General features: G+C 59.4%; 17 protein-coding genes and 1 pseudogene. 15 read left to right on the forward strand and 3 right to left on the reverse strand.

All coding sequences use genetic code 11. The annotated features are described in order from the left end of the window. Window positions 1-21: 21 nt before the first annotated feature. The 15 genes and pseudogenes from CU102_RS31245 to nuoG form a co-directional block, all read left to right on the forward strand. Window positions 22-198 (forward strand): annotated as a pseudogene (locus tag CU102_RS31245) (beta-barrel domain-containing protein); the annotation flags it as partial. 769 nt (window positions 199-967) lie between these two features. Then, window positions 968-1,468, forward strand: coding sequence for an NADH-quinone oxidoreductase subunit J (locus CU102_RS27525; RefSeq protein WP_106714254.1), 501 nt, complete (start codon window positions 968-970; stop codon window positions 1,466-1,468). Further along, window positions 1,468-1,770 (forward strand): NADH-quinone oxidoreductase subunit NuoK, encoded by a 303-nt coding sequence (nuoK, locus tag CU102_RS27530; protein ID WP_106714237.1) that lies wholly within the window; start codon window positions 1,468-1,470, stop codon window positions 1,768-1,770. The genes CU102_RS27525 and nuoK overlap by 1 nt, the downstream gene beginning before the upstream one ends. Before the next feature lie 4 nt (window positions 1,771-1,774). Next, the gene (locus tag CU102_RS27535; RefSeq protein WP_106714238.1) at window positions 1,775-3,238 is read left to right on the forward strand and encodes a monovalent cation/H+ antiporter subunit D family protein; all 1,464 of its coding nucleotides are present in this window, start codon (window positions 1,775-1,777) and stop codon (window positions 3,236-3,238) included. Beyond that, the gene (locus CU102_RS27540) at window positions 3,235-3,489 is read left to right on the forward strand and encodes a hypothetical protein (RefSeq protein ID WP_106714239.1); all 255 of its coding nucleotides are present in this window, start codon (window positions 3,235-3,237) and stop codon (window positions 3,487-3,489) included. Before CU102_RS27535 ends, CU102_RS27540 begins: the two co-directional genes overlap by 4 nt. Further along, complete coding sequence (locus tag CU102_RS27545; RefSeq protein WP_106714240.1) at window positions 3,482-5,242, forward strand: Na(+)/H(+) antiporter subunit D; 1,761 nt, start codon at window positions 3,482-3,484, stop codon at window positions 5,240-5,242. The genes CU102_RS27540 and CU102_RS27545 overlap by 8 nt, the downstream gene beginning before the upstream one ends. An 8-nt stretch (window positions 5,243-5,250) precedes the next feature. Continuing rightward, entirely contained in the window at window positions 5,251-6,726 is a 1,476-nt protein-coding gene (locus CU102_RS27550; protein WP_106714241.1) for an NADH-quinone oxidoreductase subunit M, read from the forward strand. Further along, entirely contained in the window at window positions 6,723-8,162 is a 1,440-nt protein-coding gene (locus tag CU102_RS27555; RefSeq protein ID WP_106714242.1) for an NADH-quinone oxidoreductase subunit N, read from the forward strand. The genes CU102_RS27550 and CU102_RS27555 overlap by 4 nt, the downstream gene beginning before the upstream one ends. A 155-nt stretch (window positions 8,163-8,317) precedes the next feature. Further along, window positions 8,318-8,683 (forward strand): NADH-quinone oxidoreductase subunit A, encoded by a 366-nt coding sequence (locus tag CU102_RS27560; protein WP_106714243.1) that lies wholly within the window; start codon window positions 8,318-8,320, stop codon window positions 8,681-8,683. After that, a complete protein-coding gene (locus CU102_RS27565; RefSeq protein ID WP_106714244.1) occupies window positions 8,674-9,174 on the forward strand; it encodes a NuoB/complex I 20 kDa subunit family protein in 501 nt (166 codons plus the stop codon). Before CU102_RS27560 ends, CU102_RS27565 begins: the two co-directional genes overlap by 10 nt. Beyond that, entirely contained in the window at window positions 9,171-9,707 is a 537-nt protein-coding gene (locus tag CU102_RS27570; RefSeq protein ID WP_106714245.1) for an NADH-quinone oxidoreductase subunit C, read from the forward strand. Before CU102_RS27565 ends, CU102_RS27570 begins: the two co-directional genes overlap by 4 nt. Before the next feature lie 27 nt (window positions 9,708-9,734). Further along, a complete protein-coding gene (gene nuoD, locus CU102_RS27575; RefSeq protein WP_106714246.1) occupies window positions 9,735-10,946 on the forward strand; it encodes an NADH dehydrogenase (quinone) subunit D in 1,212 nt (403 codons plus the stop codon). Between the two features lie 18 nt (window positions 10,947-10,964). Beyond that, a complete protein-coding gene (gene nuoE / locus CU102_RS27580) occupies window positions 10,965-11,477 on the forward strand; it encodes an NADH-quinone oxidoreductase subunit NuoE (protein WP_106714247.1) in 513 nt (170 codons plus the stop codon). Window positions 11,478-11,481: 4 nt separating this feature from the next. Further along, window positions 11,482-12,747 carry an NADH-quinone oxidoreductase subunit NuoF gene (gene nuoF, locus CU102_RS27585; RefSeq protein ID WP_106714248.1) on the forward strand — a complete coding sequence of 422 codons (1,266 nt, stop codon included), beginning with the start codon at window positions 11,482-11,484 and terminating at the stop codon, window positions 12,745-12,747. A 30-nt stretch (window positions 12,748-12,777) separates the two neighbouring features. Further along, complete coding sequence (gene nuoG / locus CU102_RS27590; protein WP_106714249.1) at window positions 12,778-15,351, forward strand: NADH-quinone oxidoreductase subunit NuoG; 2,574 nt, start codon at window positions 12,778-12,780, stop codon at window positions 15,349-15,351. A gap of 61 nt (window positions 15,352-15,412) precedes the next feature. Here nuoG and CU102_RS27595 read toward each other — a convergent pair whose 3' ends face one another. The 3 genes from CU102_RS27595 to nuoH are packed head-to-tail and all read right to left on the reverse strand — an operon-like array spanning window position 15,413 to window position 17,482. Beyond that, the gene (locus tag CU102_RS27595; RefSeq protein WP_106714250.1) at window positions 15,413-15,853 is read right to left on the reverse strand and encodes a CBS domain-containing protein; all 441 of its coding nucleotides are present in this window, start codon (window positions 15,851-15,853) and stop codon (window positions 15,413-15,415) included. A gap of 45 nt (window positions 15,854-15,898) precedes the next feature. After that, a complete protein-coding gene (locus CU102_RS27600) occupies window positions 15,899-16,465 on the reverse strand; it encodes an NADH-quinone oxidoreductase subunit I (RefSeq protein ID WP_106714251.1) in 567 nt (188 codons plus the stop codon). A 30-nt stretch (window positions 16,466-16,495) separates the two neighbouring features. Then, entirely contained in the window at window positions 16,496-17,482 is a 987-nt protein-coding gene (gene nuoH, locus CU102_RS27605) for an NADH-quinone oxidoreductase subunit NuoH (RefSeq protein ID WP_106714252.1), read from the reverse strand. Window positions 17,483-18,530: the final 1,048 nt, after the last annotated feature.

Genomic DNA, 18,530 nt, shown 5'->3' on the forward strand with positions numbered 1-18,530 from the left:
TGCTAACCGCGTTCGCGCAGTTCGTATTTTCTCGCAAAAGTGAAAGTAGCCCCTGATGCGCTTCAGAAGCTCGATGATGTCCGCCTGGTCCCGGAAATGCCGGCCGAGGTGATGATCATCAATGGCGAGCAAACATTTCTTCAATACGTGATAGCACCATTGTCCGGCTCCTTGACCAGAAACTTTCGCGAAAACTGAAACGCCGATGCCGCCTGGGCCGGGTTGGGTGGGAAGAAATTAATTCAATAGTTTTCCATTTACCGGTAATTTGTTTAACCGCATTATTCCGTCATCATCCTTTTCCACGATGTATCTTTCGAGCAAACTCCCCCATACTCCAAGGAAGGTTTGGCAATTCGGGCATCGAACAATGCTTTCCGTTGTAAGGAGCCGCGGAGATACAATGAGAATGCGACGACAGTGGTCACATTCAAATTCCGGATATGGGTTGGGTGCGGTCATAATGATACTTCCAATGCGAAGTATGCAACCGGCAGTATATGCCTTTAAATCGATTTGAGAATTGATCGTTGGGGGTATCGCACTAGCTATATTGAATGCGTCCGCTTCCCTGTGGGCAAGTAAATCGGGATGAAGACATCGCCTGCACACGCCACGATCGGCCCTGAGCCTCCGGGATGCCCAACGATTTTTAGCAATGCAATGTGACTAGCCTTTGGCATCGCTTTGACGATGTCACCAGCGAGGACGAACCACGGGCAGTGGTCGCCCCGCCAGAGCGTTTGATCGCCAGGGTCATGTAAGTGATTGGCGAATGTGCCGTCGCTTCATCATGCGCTCCGCGCCTTCGTTACATCGGACTGCTTGGTTTTGATCCGCTGATGACAATAATCTTGTGTAAGATCCGATACTAGGGCACAATTTGTGAACGCATCTGATGTGCGGCGCTATCTCAAATCCGGTCGTCTCGCGCCGAGTGACAGTTCGCGTCGGAGGGTCGGCGTCGATGGATCAGGGGTTCTTTCTTCTGTTCGCTACGGTGTCCGTGATTACGGCCCTGACGGTGGTGCTGGCGCGCAATCCGGTTCACAGCGCATTGGCGCTGATGGCGTGTTTCCTGCAGATATCGGCAATCTTCGTCCTGCTCGAGGCGCCGTTCCTCGCGGTTATCCAAATATTCGTCTATGTCGGCGCGATCATGGTCCTGTTCCTGTTCGTGATCATGATGATCGATGTGCGCGAAGCGGTGTTGCAGCGGTTCTTGCCGGGCGGCAACCTGCCGGCTCTGGTGCTCGTCGTCCTGCTTGGATTCGAGATGGCTGTGCTGGTGCTCTGGAGTGACCGCTTTTCGGTCACAGAGCCTGTAGCTACAGGCGGCGGCGATAACATCCGGCAGCTCAGCACAACACTTTTCGCCGACTATCTCCTGCCGTTTGAAACGGCCTCCGTCATCCTGCTGGCGGCTCTGGTCGGCGCCATCGTGCTGGCGCGGAAGGAGTCGGAGTGATGGTACCGCTCTCCTGGTATATTTTGCTCGGAGTGGTCCTGTTCGTGATCGGAGCGGCGGGCGTGTTGCTCAGACGCAATATTCTGGTCGTCTTGATGTCGCTCGAGTTGCTGCTCAACTCAGTCAACATCAATTTCATCGCTTTCGGGCACTACTACGACGATTTCCGCGGGCAGATCTTCGGTATCTTCGTCATCGCAATCACCGCGGCGGAAGTTGCCGTCGCTCTCGGCATCCTGGTTGCCCTTGTGAGGAACAAGTCTACCCTCAAGGTCGACGACGTGACCATTATGAAAGGATAGCGGCTTGGACCCGGTGACATCAATCCGGCCGCTGCTTGCCGTCGCCGTCGCAGGTCTGGCGGCCCTTGCAGTTCTCCTTCTGAACAACCGCGAGAAACTCCGCGATGCCGTGTCACCGGTGGCCGCGATCGCCATGTTCGCAATTGTCGTCTCGATGGCGCCCACGGTGCTGGCTGGCAGGACGGTCGATTTGCGCCTGTTCGAGATTCTGCCGGGAATTGACTTTACGTTCCGGGTTGATGCGCTCGGCATGGTATTTGCCACCGTCTCGTCGCTGCTATGGATCGTGGCGGCGATCTATTCCATCGGGTACATGCGGCACTTGAAGGAGCACGCGCAGACCCGATTCTTCGCCTGTTTCGCCACCAGCCTTGCAGCCGCCGTCGGGGGCGCCTTCGCCGCCAATCTTTTCACGCTGGTGATCTTCTACGAGGTGCTCAGCCTCGTTACCTACCCGCTCGTTTACCACCACGAAGACGAAGAGGGATGGACGGGCAGCCGCAAGTACCTCGTCTATTTGATGGGGGCGTCCAAGAGCGTGCTTCTCGCAGCGCTGGCGCTGACTTACAACATTGCGGGGTCGCTCGACTTTGTGGCGGGAGGGCTGCTGGCGCAGGTCGATGCCTCGGCGCCACTGCTGACGATTGTCTATTTTTGCTATCTCTTCGGCTTCGCCAAGGCGGCGGTGATGCCGATGCACGCCTGGCTGCCTGCCGCGATGGTGGCGCCGACACCTGTCAGTGCACTCCTGCATGCAGTTGCAGTGGTCAAGATGGGTGTCTTCTGCGTGCTGCGGGTGATATTTCACATCTTCGGCACAGGTTTGGTGGATGGGCTTGGCCTTGGCATCGCCACGGCCTATCTGGTCTCTTTCACCATTCTGATGGCGTCCGTCTATGCCCTGACACGGGACGATCTGAAGGCGAGGCTCGCCTATTCGACGGTCAGCCAGCTCTCCTACATCGTGCTGGGCGCAGTTCTGCTGTCTCCGGTGGCGATGGTCGGCGGGATCATCCATATTGCAGCTCATGCTTTCTCCAAGATCACGCTCTTTTTTTGTGCCGGATCGATCTATTGCGCGTCTGGCAAGCGAAACATCAGCGAAATGGCCGGTATCGGCCGCAGGCTGCCCTGGACGATGGGGGCGTTCTTTGTCGGCTCACTCAGCATGATCGGAGTACCGCCGACCGCGGGCTTCGTAAGCAAGTGGTATCTGGCGCTGGGCTCTGTGGAGGCGGGAGAGATTGCGTTTCTGATCGTGCTCCTGGTCAGTTCGGTCCTGAACGCCGCCTATTTCCTGCCGGTCAGCTATGTCGCTTTTTTCGGGACAGAGGCGCAGGAGAGCCCGGCGACGGTCCGTGAAATTCCGATGATGACAATCCCGCTGGTTGCGACCGCCATCCTGTCGGTGTCGATGGGCATCTTCCCCAACTATTTCCTCGCCTTGGCGGAAGGAGTTGTCAGATGATAAAGCGCGTCGTCGATTTCTTTGGTGACGGACAATATGCGAACCAGCGGCGCCGGCTGTTCTATCTGCTGCTCGTTCTCATCGTCATCGCGGACTTCCTGGTTTCCCGCGAACACGCCGAATACCTGTGGGACCGCCTACCTGGCTGGTCGGCCGTTTATGGCTTCGGCTCCTGCGTGCTGCTGATTTTCTTTTCCAAGTTCCTCGGCCATCGGGGTGGGCTCATGCGGCGCGAGGACTATTATGACTGACTTTGTCCATCCCGCCCTGCTGTTCATTCTCGGCGCCCTGCCAATCCCGTTCCTGAACGGCATGAGACGCAAGGCTTATCTGCTACTGATCCCGGTACTTGCAATCCTCGCCGTGCTCATGATGCAACCGGGCATCTACGGCGCGGCATCGTTCATCGGGCAGGAAATCCTCGTCGCCAGGGTGGACAAGTTGAGCATCGTCTTCGCAACCGTATTTACCATGATGGCGCTGATCGGAGTGGTCTACGCGATACACCTAACGCACGCCGCCCAGCACGTGGCTGCGTTCGTTTACGTCGGCAGCGCGCTTGGCGTGGTATTGGCTGGCGACTACCTGACCCTGTTCCTGTTCTGGGAAGGTATGGCTTTTGCCTCTGCCTATCTGGTCTTTGCCCAGGGCGGCCGGCAGGCGGTCGCCGCCGGCTTCCGCTACCTGATGGTTCATATCACCGGCGGCGTCGTTCTGCTTGGTGGCATCGTTCTCCACGGGGTCGCCAGTGGCTCGCTGCTCTTCGGGCCGATCGGGGGAGAAATGGGCGTGGCCGCCTACCTGATCCTTGCCGGGTTTATGCTCAATGCTGCGGTGCCGCCGCTCAACGCCTGGCTGACAGACGCATACCCGGAGGCCACCGTTACCGGGGCCGTGTTCATGAGCGCCTTCACCACCAAGACCGCCGTCTATGTGCTGGCTCGGGCGTTTCCGGGGACCGAGCTTCTGGTTTGGCTCGGCACCGTGATGGCACTTTACGGCGTCATCTACGCGGTGCTGGAGAACGACTGCCGGCGGCTTCTTGCCTATCACATCGTTAGCCAGGTGGGCTACATGGTGGCGGGTATCGGTATCGGGACCGAGATGGCGGTGAACGGGGCCGCAAGCCATGCCTTCGCCCATATCCTTTACAAGGCGCTCCTCTTCATGGGCGCGGGGGCGGTGATCTACGTCACCGGGCGGCGCAAGCTCACCGAGCTCGGCGGACTCTACAAGTCCATGCCGCTTACGGTAACGCTTTATATGGTCGGTGCCTTCGCGATTTCAGCATTTCCATTCTTCTCGGGCTTCGTCACGAAGTCGATGGTGGTGGCCGCAGCGGGACAGGATCACCGCGCACTGGTCGTGCTGGCACTGACGATGGCATCGTCAGGGACGTTCCTGCATACCGGACTCAAGCTTCCGTACTATATGTTCTTCGGCACCGACCAGAGGCTGGAGGCGCGCGAACCTCCGCGCAACATGTTGATTGCCATGGGCATGGCGGCGGCGCTCTGCATTGCGATCGGGGTGTTCCCCCAGCCGCTTTACGCATTGCTGCCCTATCCAGTCGATTTCCAACCCTATACCGGCGTCCATGTCACCGAGAGCCTCGGCTTGCTGATGTTCACCGCCTTGGGGTTCGTGCTTTTCCTCAAGGCGCTCGATCCCGAGAACACAATCAGCATCGACACGGACTGGTTCTACCGCAAGGGAGCGAAGCATTTCATGTGGCTCGCCAAAAAACCGCTGGCGCGCTACGAAAAGGCGGTGAGCGATGTGTCCGAGACAGTGGCGCTGCCACTCTTGCATGGGGCAGCACGACTGGGACTATGGATCGATCTCACCGGGGTGGACAGCATCGTGAACGGCGTCGCCCACTCGATCCTGCGCTGCGGAGGGGCGCTGCGGCGGCTGCAGACTGGCGTTGTGACCCATTACGCGATGGCGATGATCGTCGGCGTGATCGCGGCCACCGTCATCTTCGCCGTGGCGTGGCGATAGGGGGCGCGATGGGGTTCCCGCTACTTAGCCTCATCGTATTCACGCCCGCTGCCGGGGCAGCGGTTCTGATGGTTCTGCGCAGCGACAATGCCGTGCGGTGGACAGCGCTGGGTGTCACCGTCCTCGACCTTGCACTCTGCATCGCTATGCTGGTCGGCTTTGACACCAGCACCCATGAGATGCAGTTCACCGAAACGCGCCCGTGGGTGCCCGCGCTCGGGATCGCCTATGCACTTGGCATCGACGGGATCAGTGCACTCTTTGTGTTCCTGACCGCGCTGTTGGGCTGGATTTGCGTGCTCGCCTCGTGGGTAGCGATCGAGCGTAAGGTGAAGGAGTTCATGATCAGTCTGCTGGTCATGCAGGCGCTGATGCTGGGGGTGTTCTGCGCGCTCGATCTGTTCCTGTTCTACGTCTTTTGGGAGGCGATGCTAATCCCGATGTATCTGATCATCGGTGTCTGGGGAGGCGAAGGCCGGGTGTATGCGGCCTTCAAATTCTTCCTTTACACGCTGGCCGGCAGCCTGCTGTTCCTCATCGGTGTCATCGTACTCTATTTCCACGGCGGTGAGACCTTCGACATACTCGCCCTGACAGCACAGGATTTGCCATTCCGGGTCCAGGCCTGGCTGTTCTTCGCCTTCCTGATCGCCTTCGCAGTCAAGGTGCCAATGGTCCCGGTCCATACCTGGCTGCCCGACGCCCATGTGCAGGCCCCTACGGCCGGCAGCATCATCCTCGCTGGAGTGCTCCTGAAGATGGGCGCCTACGGTTTTCTGCGGTTCTCGCTGCCGATGCTCCCGGAGGCTTCGGTGCATTATTCAACGTTGATGCTGGCGCTTTCGGCCCTTGCGATCGTCTATGGCGGGTTGCTCGCGCTGGCGCAGGATGACCTGAAGAAGCTGGTTGCCTATTCCAGCATCAGCCATATGGGTTTCGTGACGTTAGGGATTTTTGCGTTGAACCTCCGCGGGCTCGAAGGTGGCATCCTGCAAATGTTTAACCATGGCGTAACGACGGGCGCGTTGTTCCTGTTCGTCGGCCTGATCTATGAGCGCACACATACGCGCAGCATGGCCAATTATGGTGGGTTGATGAAGGCGGCGCCGGTTTATACGACGTTTCTTGCGCTGTTCACGCTGTCGTCGATGGCGCTGCCGGGAACGAATTCGTTCGTGGGCGAGTTGCTGGTGCTGTCGGGAGGGTTCGCGGCCAGCATGGCCGTCGGTACGGCGGCCATTTTGGGCGCATTGCTGGGCGCCGCTTATCTTCTTGGCATGTACAGGAAAGTCGCGCTTGGTCCGGCCAGCGTCGGCGTCCGGTACAAGATACGCGACGTGAACGCCCGGGAGATGGCAGCGATCCTGCCGTTGGCCGTCTTCGTTCTTTGGGTCGGGCTCTATCCAAAACCCTTTCTCGGCATCATTGACGCCTCGGTGAAGCATTTGCTGGCGCAGGTGCACGCTAAGGAAAGCGGCCAATGACCGCCGCCGCGCTTTACCAGTCGGCCCTGGCAAGCCTCCCCGAGATCGTGGTGATCGCAGGCGCCTGCATCTTGCTGATCCTGGGGCAGTTTGTGCGCAAGGGGCAGGAGCATTTCCTTGTCTGGGCTTCCGTCGCGGTCGTGCTGATTGCCGCCCTGGCCACATTCATACTGGCGGGTGAGGTACGGTCGGCCTACACGGGCATGTTCATTGCGGACCGCTTTGCGGTCTTCTTCAAGGTCGTGTTCTACTTTGCCACCGTTCTGACATTCCTTCTTTCCCGAAAGTATGCCGATGTCGAAGGGATCGACAGCAGCGAATACTATGTGCTGCTGCTCTTCGCGCTTTCGGGAATGATGATCATGGCCTCGGCGACCGATCTGCTGTCGATCTATGTTGGCCTCGAACTGATGGTGCTCTGCACCTATGTGCTGACCGGCCTCCTGCGACAGGAGCGACGATCGAACGAAGCGGCACTGAAATACGTGATCCTTGGCGCAGTCTCGACGGGGATTTTCCTTTACGGCGTTTCGCTGGTCTATGGGCTTACGGGCACCACGCAGCTGGACGGAATGGCTGCGGCGGTGACCGGCGATCCGCTCGATCCTGGATTGCTGCTGGCGGTGGTCTTCATCGTCGCCGGGCTGGTCTTCAAGGTCGGTGCGGTGCCGTTTCATATGTGGGTGCCGGACGTTTATGAAGGCGCGCCGACGACGATCACCGCCTTCATGTCGGTGGGGCCCAAGGCGGCGGGATTCGCCGTGATCCTGCGGGTATTTCTCAACCCGCTGGTCGCGGCCTCGGACGTTTGGATCATCGTCGCGGTCATTGCAGTGGCAACGATGGCGCTGGGCAGTTTCGTGGCGCTGGTGCAGGATAATTTCAAGCGCCTCCTGGCCTATTCCAGCATTGCGCATGCCGGGTTCGCGACTTTCGGCGTCGTGGCCGGCGGTGTGGACGGGATCGCCAGCGTGATGCTCTACCTGCTGATCTATTCCTTTATGAATCTCGGCATTTTTGGCACCGTGATCATGATGCGGAACGGCGATTTCTCGGGCGAGGTGATCGATGAGTACGCAGGTTTTTCCAGGTCGCATCCCGGGCTGGCGCTTTTGATGCTGCTCTATCTGTTTTCGCTGGCCGGCATTCCGCCGACGGCCGGCTTCTTCGCCAAGTTCTATGTGCTCGTCGCTCTCGTTGAGCAAGGTTTCGTCGCGCTGGCGGTGATCGCAGTGCTGCTGAGCGCCGTCGCTGCCTATTTTTACATCCGCATCGTCATGGTGATTTACATGCGCGAGCCGGAGAGAGCGTTCAACCCGGCGCTGACACCTATGGTCCGCGCCACGCTTGCCTTCACCGCTGCCGGGACTATCGGAATTGGCCTGTTCCCGGCGTGGTTTCTGAAACTCGCTCAACAATCGGTATTTGGCGGCTGATCGATTGGATTTGCAATGATCTGCCCGACGGAATACACTTTCAGTTCAGGAAAGGACTGTCCAGGTCACTTCCCGGGGCGACCGCACTACCGGTCCCGAATGGGTTCGGTCGCGGCCTGAGCAAAGCCCTCGGTGGGTGACCGGGGCGATGCGATATGACAGCTGCAATGGAATTCCTCCCTGTGCTTTTCATGGTCGCCGGAATTGTTCTGGTGGCGGGGGTGACGCTTTTTATCTCCTCGTTACTGCGCCCGTCCAATCCCTATCCCGCAAAGAACATGCCCTATGAATGCGGCATGGACCCTGCGGGCGAGGCCGCCGGGGGCCGCTTCAGGGTGCAGTTCTTTATTCTCGCGATCCTGTTGGTGGTCTTCGATGTCGAGACGATGTTCCTTTTCCCCTGGGCCGTCGTCCTGAAAGACATCGGGCTGGTCGGTTATGTCGAGATGTTCGTCTTCATGGTGCTGCTCATTGTGGGCTTCGCCTATGCCTGGCTGAAGGGAGCACTGGAATGGGAGTGAACAATACGATCCGCGACAGCGTCCTGTTCACGACGGCCGACAGCGTTATCAACTGGAGCCGAAGCTCGGCGTTGTGGCCCGAGACTTTCGGCATTGCCTGCTGTGCCATTGAGATGATCGCGGCAGGTTGTGCGCGCTATGATCTCGACCGGTTTGGAGTGGTGTTCCGACCTTCACCGCGCCAGTCCGACGTGATGATTATCGCCGGCACCGTGACGCGGAAATTTGCACCCGTCGTGCTCCGCCTCTACGACCAGATGCCAGAGCCGCGCTGGGTTATCGCGATGGGTACCTGCGCTATCTCGGGCGGGGTGTACAACACCTACGCTGTGGTGCAGGGGGCGGAGACCTTTGTGCCGGTGGACGTGCATGTGCCTGGCTGCCCGCCGCGGCCCGAGGCGCTGATGCATGGTTTCCTGCTGCTTCAGGAGAAGATAAAGAAATCCAGGGCGTTAGCCGGGACTCCTCTGGAAAGGGTTGTGGCGCGATGAGCATTGAGGCGCCCCTCAACCGCACCCCGATCACGGAACGTTTTGGCGAGGCAATCGTTGATCTTGGCTTCGCACATGGTGTTCATTCCTTCGCCGCTCCGCCTGAAATGATCGTCGAGCTTTGCCGGTTTCTGAAGGAACACCCGGCGCTGCAGTTCAATTTCCTGTCGGATATATGCGGAGTGGATCATTACCCTGAGATGCCGCGCTTCGAGGCAGTCTACCACCTCTATTCCCTGCCGAACAAATGGCGCATTCGCATCAAGTGCCGCCTCGGCGATCCGCCGTGTGTTCCGTCGGTGATGGGGGTCTGGCGGACCGCCAACTGGCATGAGCGCGAAGCCTGGGACATGTACGGGATAAGGTTCGATGGCCACCCCGACTTGCGCCGGATCTACATGTGGGAAGGCTTTGAGGGCTTCCCGCAGCGCAAGGACTTCCCGCTCAGAGGCTACAAGGACAAGCTGAATCCTTTTGGTGCCGAAGGCCCGCCGCCGACACAGCCCGACCTTGCCACGAGGAACATTCCATGAGGGAGGCCGCTCCACCGGGAACTTGAGATGACCGAAGTCACGGAACTGAGCAGGCCGGAAGGACAATCGCACACAAGGGAGGTGCTGCTCAATCTCGGTCCGCAGCATCCCAGTACGCATGGCGTGCTGCGGCTCGTCCTTGAGCTGGAGGGTGAATATGTCGCCCGCGTGGATCCGCATATCGGCTACCTCCACCGCGGTACAGAAAAACTGGCCGAGAGCTTCAGCTACACCCAGATTTTTCCACTGACCGACCGGCTCGACTACCTTTGCCCACCATCAAACAACCTGGCCTTCGCGTTAGCGGTGGAGAAGCTCCTGGGCATCCAAGCGCCGATCCGCGCGCAATATATCCGCGTATTGATGGCCGAGCTGGCTCGAATCTCCGGTCATCTCCTGATCACTGGCGCGTTGCCGCTGGACCTGGGCGCAATGACCGCGTTGCTTTACGCCATGCGCGAACGCGAAATGATCATGGACCTGTTTGAGATGATCAGCGGAGCCCGGATGCATACATCCTTCTGCCGGGTCGGCGGTGTGCGCGAGGACCTGCCCGACGGTTTTGTCCCCAGGATCAAGGAATTCTGCGAAATCTTCCCGAACCGGATCCGCGACTATGAACGGCTGGTCGAGAACAATCGGGTATTTTTGAAGCGCACGCAGGGGATCGGCGTGATCACCGCCGACGACGGTATCGATCTCGGACTGAGCGGCCCGAACCTGCGGGCCTCGGGCGTCGACTGGGACATCCGTCGCGACGAACCCTATGAGATCTACGACCGGCTCGACTTCAAGGTCATCACCCGCGACGAGGGCGATTGCTACGCGCGCTGGCGATGCCGGGTCGAGGAGATGCGTGAGAGCATCCGGATCATCGAACAATGCCTCGATCAGATGCCCGAGGGGCCATTCCAGATCGACATGCCGACGGTCGCTTTCCCGGTGGACAAGAACAAGGTGCATTGTTCAATGGAGGCGCTGATTCAGCATTTCGACCTGTCGGCATATGGCTTCAAGGTGCCGAAGGGCGAGGTCTATTCGGCGATCGAGTCGCCAAAGGGCGAACTTGGATTCTACATCGTCAGCGACGGGTCGGCAAAACCGTTCCGCATGAAGGTGCGGGCACCGTCGTTCGTTAACCTTCAGGGACTGTTTGTGGCAAGCAATGCGAATTACCTGGCGGACATGATCGCCGTGCTGGGCAGCCTCGATCCGGTGATGGGCGAGGTGGACAAGTAGCAGAGGATTTGGATTTCGATGAACATGCGCGAAAAGATCCAGACAGCGGCGGCGCGGTATCCGGACCAGCGCTCGGCGATCATGCCCGCGCTTTTGATCGCGCAGAAGGAACATGGCCATTTGCCGGGTCCCGTGTTGGAAGAGATCGCCGATATCCTCGATGTCGAGCGGATCTGGGTTTACGAGCTGGCGACTTTCTACACGCTCTTCCATACCGAGCCGGTGGGGATGTTCCACTTGCAACTTTGTGACAACGTATCCTGCATGCTGCGTGGTGCCGAGGATTTGCTGGAGCATCTGGAGGTCGTGCTGGGGATCAAGAAGGGCGACACGACCCCGGACGGGCTGTTCACGCTTACGACCGTCGAATGCCTCGGCGCCTGCGAAGTAGCCCCGGTGATGCAGGTTGGCGACGACTATCACGGCGACCTCAACATCGCGCGGATCGACGCGTTGCTGGACAGACTGCGGGCGGTGGTGGGGCAAGCAACTGGCGCCGGTATCGCCGCCGTAGCTCCGCCAGGAGAGTAGCGCCATGTTTGAACCGGTTCTTCTCAGGAATGTGGACGTGCCGGATGGCCATTTGTTGGCGACCTACAGGGCCAGCGGCGGCTATCAGGCTTTGGCGAAGGCGCTTGACGAGCACACGCCTGACGAGATCATCGACCTTGTCAAAGCATCCAACCTGCGGGGTCGCGGCGGAGCCGGATTTCCAACCGGGTTGAAATGGAGCTTCGTGCCTAAGCGCGCGGGCAAGCCAAAATATCTGTGCTGCAACGCCGATGAGGGCGAGCCGGGTACCTTCAAGGACCGGATCATCATGGAGCGTGACCCGCACCAACTGATCGAGGGCATGGCAATCAGTGCCTACGCGATCGGGGCAGAAACCGCCTATGTTTACATCCGCGGGGAATACACGCTGGCAATCCAGCGGCTGGAGCAGGCGATCGCCGAGGCCCATGCGCAGGGTTATCTGGGAGCGCGGATTCAGGGCTCGGATTTCAACTTCGTCGTGCACATCCATTGCGGCGCCGGCGCTTACATCTGCGGCGAGGAGACAGCGATGCTCGACTCGCTCGAAGGCAAGCGAGCGCAGCCGCGCCTGAAACCGCCGTTTCCAGCGGTTGAAGGACTCTACGCCAGCCCCACCGTGGTCAATAATGTCGAGACGTTGGCTTGCGTCCCGCATATCGTAGCGCGGGGGGCAGACTGGTTCCGCGACATCGGTCCGGACAAAAGCCCCGGTCCGAAGCTTTATTGCCTCAGCGGGCAGGTGCGAAAACCGGGCCTTTACGAACTGCCGATGGGTATATCACTGCGCGAACTGGTCGAGGACCGCGCCGGCGGGCCGCTGCCGGGGCGCAAGATCAAAGCAGTGATTCCCGGTGGGGTCTCGGCGCCGCTGATCCCGGCGCACGGGCTGGACGTTGGGATGGACTTTGACTCGCTGGCCGCCGCCGGTTCGATGCTCGGCTCAGCTGGGGTAATCGTCATTGACGACTCGACCTGCATGGTCAAGGTCGCCACCCGGATCATCGAATTCTTCCACCATGAGTCCTGCGGCAAGTGCACCCCGTGCCGCGAAGGGCTGAACTGGGTTGTGAAGGTACTGCGCCGGATCGAGGCGGGGCAGGGCGCGCCGGGCGATCTGGAACAGCTGGAGGCCCTCTGCAAGGGCATTTTCGGCAACACGTTCTGCGCTCTGGGCGATGGTGCGGCTATGGGGCTGCGGGCGGCACTGGTGCATTTCAAGCATGAATTCGTCGCCCATATTGAAGAGCGGAGGTGCCCGTATCACTGATGAGCGCTGAGAAAAGGTTGTTGGAAAGTCATGGTTAGCATCACGATAAATGAACAGACGCTGGAAGTGGAGGCGGGCTCTACGGTGCTGCAGGCCGCCGAGCGTTTGGGTATCGATATCCCGACCTTCTGCTATCTTAAACGGCTGCCGGCACTGGCTTCATGCCGCATGTGCCTGGTGGAGATCGAGGGGCTGAGGCGTCTGCAGCCCTCCTGCGCCACTGTGGTTACCGAAGGCATGGTGGTGCGGACGAACACCCCGCTAATCGATGAAACCCGCTCTTCCATGCTCGACATGTTGCTCGCCAACCACCCCCTCGACTGCCCGATCTGCGACAAGGGCGGCGAGTGCGAGCTCCAGGACATGGTGATGGCATACGGCCCCCGCGAAAGCCAGTTCCGCGATGCCAAACGTGTGTTTCACTCCGAGGACATCCGTCTCAGCCCGGTCATTATCATGAATGTCAACCGTTGCATCCAGTGCCAGCGCTGCGTCCGGATGTGCGAAGAAGTGGTCGGCGCGGTCGCCTTGGGTACGATCGAAAAAGGCATGGACACCGCCGTGACCGGCTTCGAGGGCAGCCTTGCGAGTTGCGACCAATGCGGCAATTGCGTCGAGGTCTGTCCGGTCGGCGCGCTGATGAGCTTCCCTTATCGCTACAAGGCGCGGCCATGGGATCTGGCCGAGACCGACACGGTCTGCCCGCATTGCGGCACCGGCTGCCAGCTGACTGTTGGCACACGCAAGGGAGAGTTCATGCGGGTCCGCTCGAAAGCAGAGCACGGGGTCAACCGCGAGACGCTCTGCGTGCGGGGGCGCTTCGGCCTCGATTTCGTCACGAGCCCGGACCGGATCGAGCGGCCGATGGTCCGTCGTGACGGCACTCTTGTTCCGGTTTCCTGGGAAGAAGCAGGGGACTATCTGCGACGGCGCCTTTTGGCCATCGAGGCAAAGCCTGCGGGCGGGCTGGCCTCGCCGCGCCTTCCCAACGAGATGCTTTATCAGTTCCAGAAAATGATGCGGACGGTATTCCGGACCAACAACATAGACTGCTCGTCGCGCTGGTCCACACCTTTCGATACGCTCGGCCCGTTAGTGGCAGGCTCCTACACTCGTGCGCCGCTTGAGGAAGTGATCGGTAACGACTGCGTACTTGTCGTTGGTGGGAACGTGACCGACGAAAACCCGGTCACCGAATACCTGCTGCGGGACGGCGCTCGGCGGCGGCATACCGGGTTGCTGATGCTCTCGGCGCGGCCATCGCGCCTGGACGCAGATGCACGGGCAGTCCTTCGCGCTTTGCCCGGCGGCGAGGCTGCAAGCCTTGCTGCGGTTGTGGCCGGTCTCGCGGCGGCGGCTCGTCAGGCCGTGCCAGGTGATATTCTTGCGAAGATCGGCACGACAACCACCGGGCCGGGAGCGGCAGACCGTCTGGCCACAGCGCTGCTGGAGGGTCGGAGCGTTACTGTGCTTGTCAGTGTCGACCTCCTGAGGTCGCCGCAAGCGCGTGCGACGTTGCAGCAGCTCAACAACCTTTTGCAGGTTCTCCGCTTACTCGGCAAGGGATGTGCGATGCAGTTCCTCTTCGACCGTGCTAACCAGCTGGGCGCCTGGGATATGGGGGTTGTGCCGCTGGCGTTGCCGGGGCTGCGAGCAGTCGACGACGAGGCGGCGCACGCAACTTTCGAACGCGCCTGGGGTGCCGGGATACCGTCTGGACCTGGCGCGGACTTCGACGCCATGCTGGAGCTCTGCGACAGGGGGCAAATGGGCGCTCTCTATATCGTCGGAAGCGACCCCCTGTTGTCCTGTCCCGACCGGGGGTTCGTGCAGCGGGCACTTCGTACCGCCGGGCTCCTGATCGTACAGGACGCGTTCCTTACAGATACGGCTGGCCTGGCCGACGTGGTCCTGCCCGCAGCCAGCTACGGTGAGGAATCCGGCACTTTTACCAACAACGAAGGCCGGATCCAGAAGGTCTGCAAGTTCCGCGAACCGGCCTTCGAAGCGCGTGGCAATCTGGCGATCTTCGATTTCGTCACGGCACTTCGCAACCAGGCGTTGCGGCCATCGGTTCAACACGAGATTTTTGATGAGATTGCCCGGCTGATTCCGGCCTACGACGGGCTTGTGCGGGACGGGCTTGGCGCCGATGGAGCATTTACCAAAGCAGCACTTGCGCCGCCGGTCGGCGAGTTCTTCGGTCCCCCGTCTGTCCCCATTGCGACCGACCGGCTCATGCTGGTCACCGGCAACTGCCTGTTCCACAACGGATACCTGTCCGAGCACTCGGAAATTCTGAACACGGTTGCAAATGACCCCTACGTCGAGATGGGCGCGTGGGATGCCGCGCAACTGGGCCTTTCCGATTGCGATCAAGTGGTCGTGCGATCCGCCCAGGGTGAGCTGACCGCGCAGCTCAAGGTCAACAAGCAATTTCCAAGGGGTCTCGTGTTTGTCCCCGAAAACTACAGAGCCTTGCGTCTCAACAGCCTGATGCGGCGCAAAGAGTACCCGTGTCCGGTGGACATCCGAAAGGCGCACGCGGCATTCGAAATCGCCACTGTCGCCGGTGCCGGGGCAGGGCCGGAAAATTTGACCTGACGCATCGCCAGTGCCACTGGCAGCTTGCCCCGACCCGTGTGCGTCGCCTCCAGCGGCGACGTCAGTGATGATTGGTCCCGGAAATGTATTCGTGCAGCGCCTGCTCATTGCGCAGCGATTCATCGAGACGGTGCTTGACCACGTCGCCGATGCTGACCACGCCGACAGTAGTGTCGCCATCCATGACCAACACATGGCGCGTGCGCCGCTGCGTCATGATCGCCATCACAAAGGGCAGAAAATCCTGTGCCGAACAGGTCGCCACACTGCGGTTCATGATGTCGGAGACCCGCATTATGGGCGCGTCGGTTCCGTATTCAGCCACCGCATTGCAGCAGTCCCGTTCCGACAGCGTGCCAAGGCATTCCCCGGGTAAACGGCTGACGACCACGAAGCCGATGTTGTTCTCCCGAAACAGTCGCAGGACTTCTACCATCGTCTGATCCGGTGTGACCGAGATAAGCTCGGGAGACTTGGTCTTCAGTATTTGACAGACATGCATCTGAGCCTCCTGTCTGCGCGCTCCGGCCTGATGGGTGGCGCGCGTTCACGTTCGCCGGATATTACGCCACCAGTTATACCCCTGCGGCTCGCTCGTCTCGACCAGAACATCCTGTTCAGTGTTCAGGCGCGCAGCAACCACACCGCCGCCGGTCCTCGCCTTGCCCGGCTTGCCGAGCAGGTCGTCCCGCCCGACGACCAGGTCACTCGAGGAAAAGCTCGAAAATTCATATTGCTGGCCAAGCGCGATCGCATCCGCCGGGCAGGCATCCTCGCATAGTCCGCAAAACAGGCACCGAGCCATGTCGATTTCGAATTTTGCCGGGTGACGGTTGCCCTTCTCATCTTCGTAGGGGATGACTTCGATGCAGTCGCAGGGACAAATTCGTGCGCAGAGCTCACAGGCCACGCATTTGATCTCGCCCTTTTCGTCGCGCGTCAGGAAGTGATGCCCGCGGTAACGTGGGTAGGGCAACCATTTTTCCTTGTCCGGGTATTGCATGGTCACGGATCTGGAGAACATATAGCCAAAGGTCAGAGCCAAGGCGCTCGCGAGATCGGCGAAGAACGCCCATCCAATCCATGCTCCAACTCTGTGCCGTGCGTGCGACATTGCCGCCCCGCTAGGGAGCCTCTACAGCTCCTAAGAAAATACAATACCGGTTATGATTATGTTCGCCATCGACAGAGGAAGCAAGACTTTCCATCCGATCGCCATCAGTTGGTCGTAGCGATAGCGCGGGAATGTAAACCTGAACCAGATGAACAAATAGACGAAGAACGCGACCTTGAGCAGCAACCAGAGGAGCGGTGGCAAGGGGACCAGTACGCCGTTCCAGCCGCCAAAAAACAGGATCACCGTCAGGACCGACACCAAAAACACGATGGCATACTCGCTGACCATGAAGAATGCAAAGCGGATACCGCTGTATTCTGTGTGGAATCCGGCCCCCAGATCGCCTTCCGCTTCCGCCAGGTCGAACGGAATGCGCTGTGCTTCGGCCAGTCCGGCGACGAAGAACACGAAGAAGCCGACCGGTTGATAGACGATGTTCCAGACATCGGCTTGCGCTCGCACGATCTCGAGCAAGCTCATGGATTGCGCCAACATCACCACCCCGATGACCGCGAATCCCATCGGAATTTCGTAGCTGATCATCTGTGCGCAGGTCCTGAGACTGCCCAGGACAGCGTATTTGCTGTTAGCAGCCCAGCCGCCAAAGATGACACCATAGACCTCGATCCCGATCACCGCGAAGACGAAAAGGAGCGCAACATTCATGTTGGAGACGTAGAGCGTGATCTCGGTCCCGAGAACCGAGACGGTTTCGCCAAAGGGGATCGCGACGAACACCACGAAGGGGGGAGCGAGTGCCAGGATTGGCGCCAATTTGAACAGGAAGCGGTCGGCGTCGTCAGGGATGTGGTCTTCTTTGGTCAGGAGCTTGATTCCGTCCGCCACCGGCTGCAGCAGTCCGTGCCACCCGACGCGCATCGGCCCCATCCGCTGCTGGATGTGCCCAGCAATCTTGCGTTCCAGCCAGGTTAGCGGCAAGGGCAACAGCAGCAGGATCGCAATTAGCAACGCGACCTTCAAGACGATCAGACCAAGGGCGACGATAAGTTCCATGTTGCGCGGCTACTTATTCGACGGGTTGAAACGCGCAACCGGACCCCTGCTATGAGTGCTTTGCGCGCGTGCCAATCTGCACAGTACAACCGCGATGCACCACATGCAAATGGACCGCGGGCGTGTCCCGGTATTGTATGCTCCTTGTGATGCTGACACCCGGTCTTGACCAAGTCGCCCATTTAACGCCCGTCTTCGTGGCACCAGGATACAGCCGTCGCAGCGATTTAGGGTGGCTGAACTTTCAGGGGCAACTATGATCGATATGGCTCTCATTAAAGGCGCGGTGGCTTCAGGGGATATTGGTGCCTGGGAAGACTTGTTCCGAGAGATAATGACCGAGGCAAAAGCGACTAAGGAAAGGGCCGTTGCGGCTCAGTCAGGAAGAAATGGTAGGCGAGACTGCCAGAGTAACTGTCGTTGGGCAGGCATCCGGCCTATCAGTATCTCGAGCAATCTGGCAAAACACGACACAATAACTCCACTTTGTAGATCGAATTGGCTAAATGCATTTTCAATGAATTCGTAGTATTGTGTAAAGTTAAGCATAAATGCACGCGTTGACGCGGGGGGGTGACCATGATCTTCATAGATTGCCGTCGAATTTTCCAAGCTCTCTCTTGCACTGCCTGAGGAAATAATCTTCGGCGTTATCGTCATAGTTACCTCCGAGCAAAGCAAGGAGATAAAGCAGCAATGCTGCCTGCGTATTTGAGTACATCGTAGACATAAAGAGGCTGACCGTCTGTAAGTAATCGTACAGAGCGCCGAGCAGTGTCTCGATGCGCCTGAACACAAGCGATTAGCGCGAATATTTTGGCTTTTGCTTACGTGCGTTGACTGCGCGCGGAGGCTGCGTGCGGGCTCGCACAGGCGAGGCTGCGCAAGGGGGTAAACCCCGGCGGGTGCACTTCGGCATCCGGGGGCTGGATCCTTTTTCCTGATGCGTTTTAACCGAGGAGAATTTCCATGGCACTCGACATCACCACCCAAGACATCATCATCGACGAGAGCACCGGTCTTACGGACAATGATGTTGACCCGTCCG

Origin of the sequence: Phyllobacterium brassicacearum (genome assembly GCF_003010955.1) — a bacterium.
Taxonomy (GTDB): domain Bacteria; phylum Pseudomonadota; class Alphaproteobacteria; order Rhizobiales; family Rhizobiaceae; genus Phyllobacterium; species Phyllobacterium brassicacearum.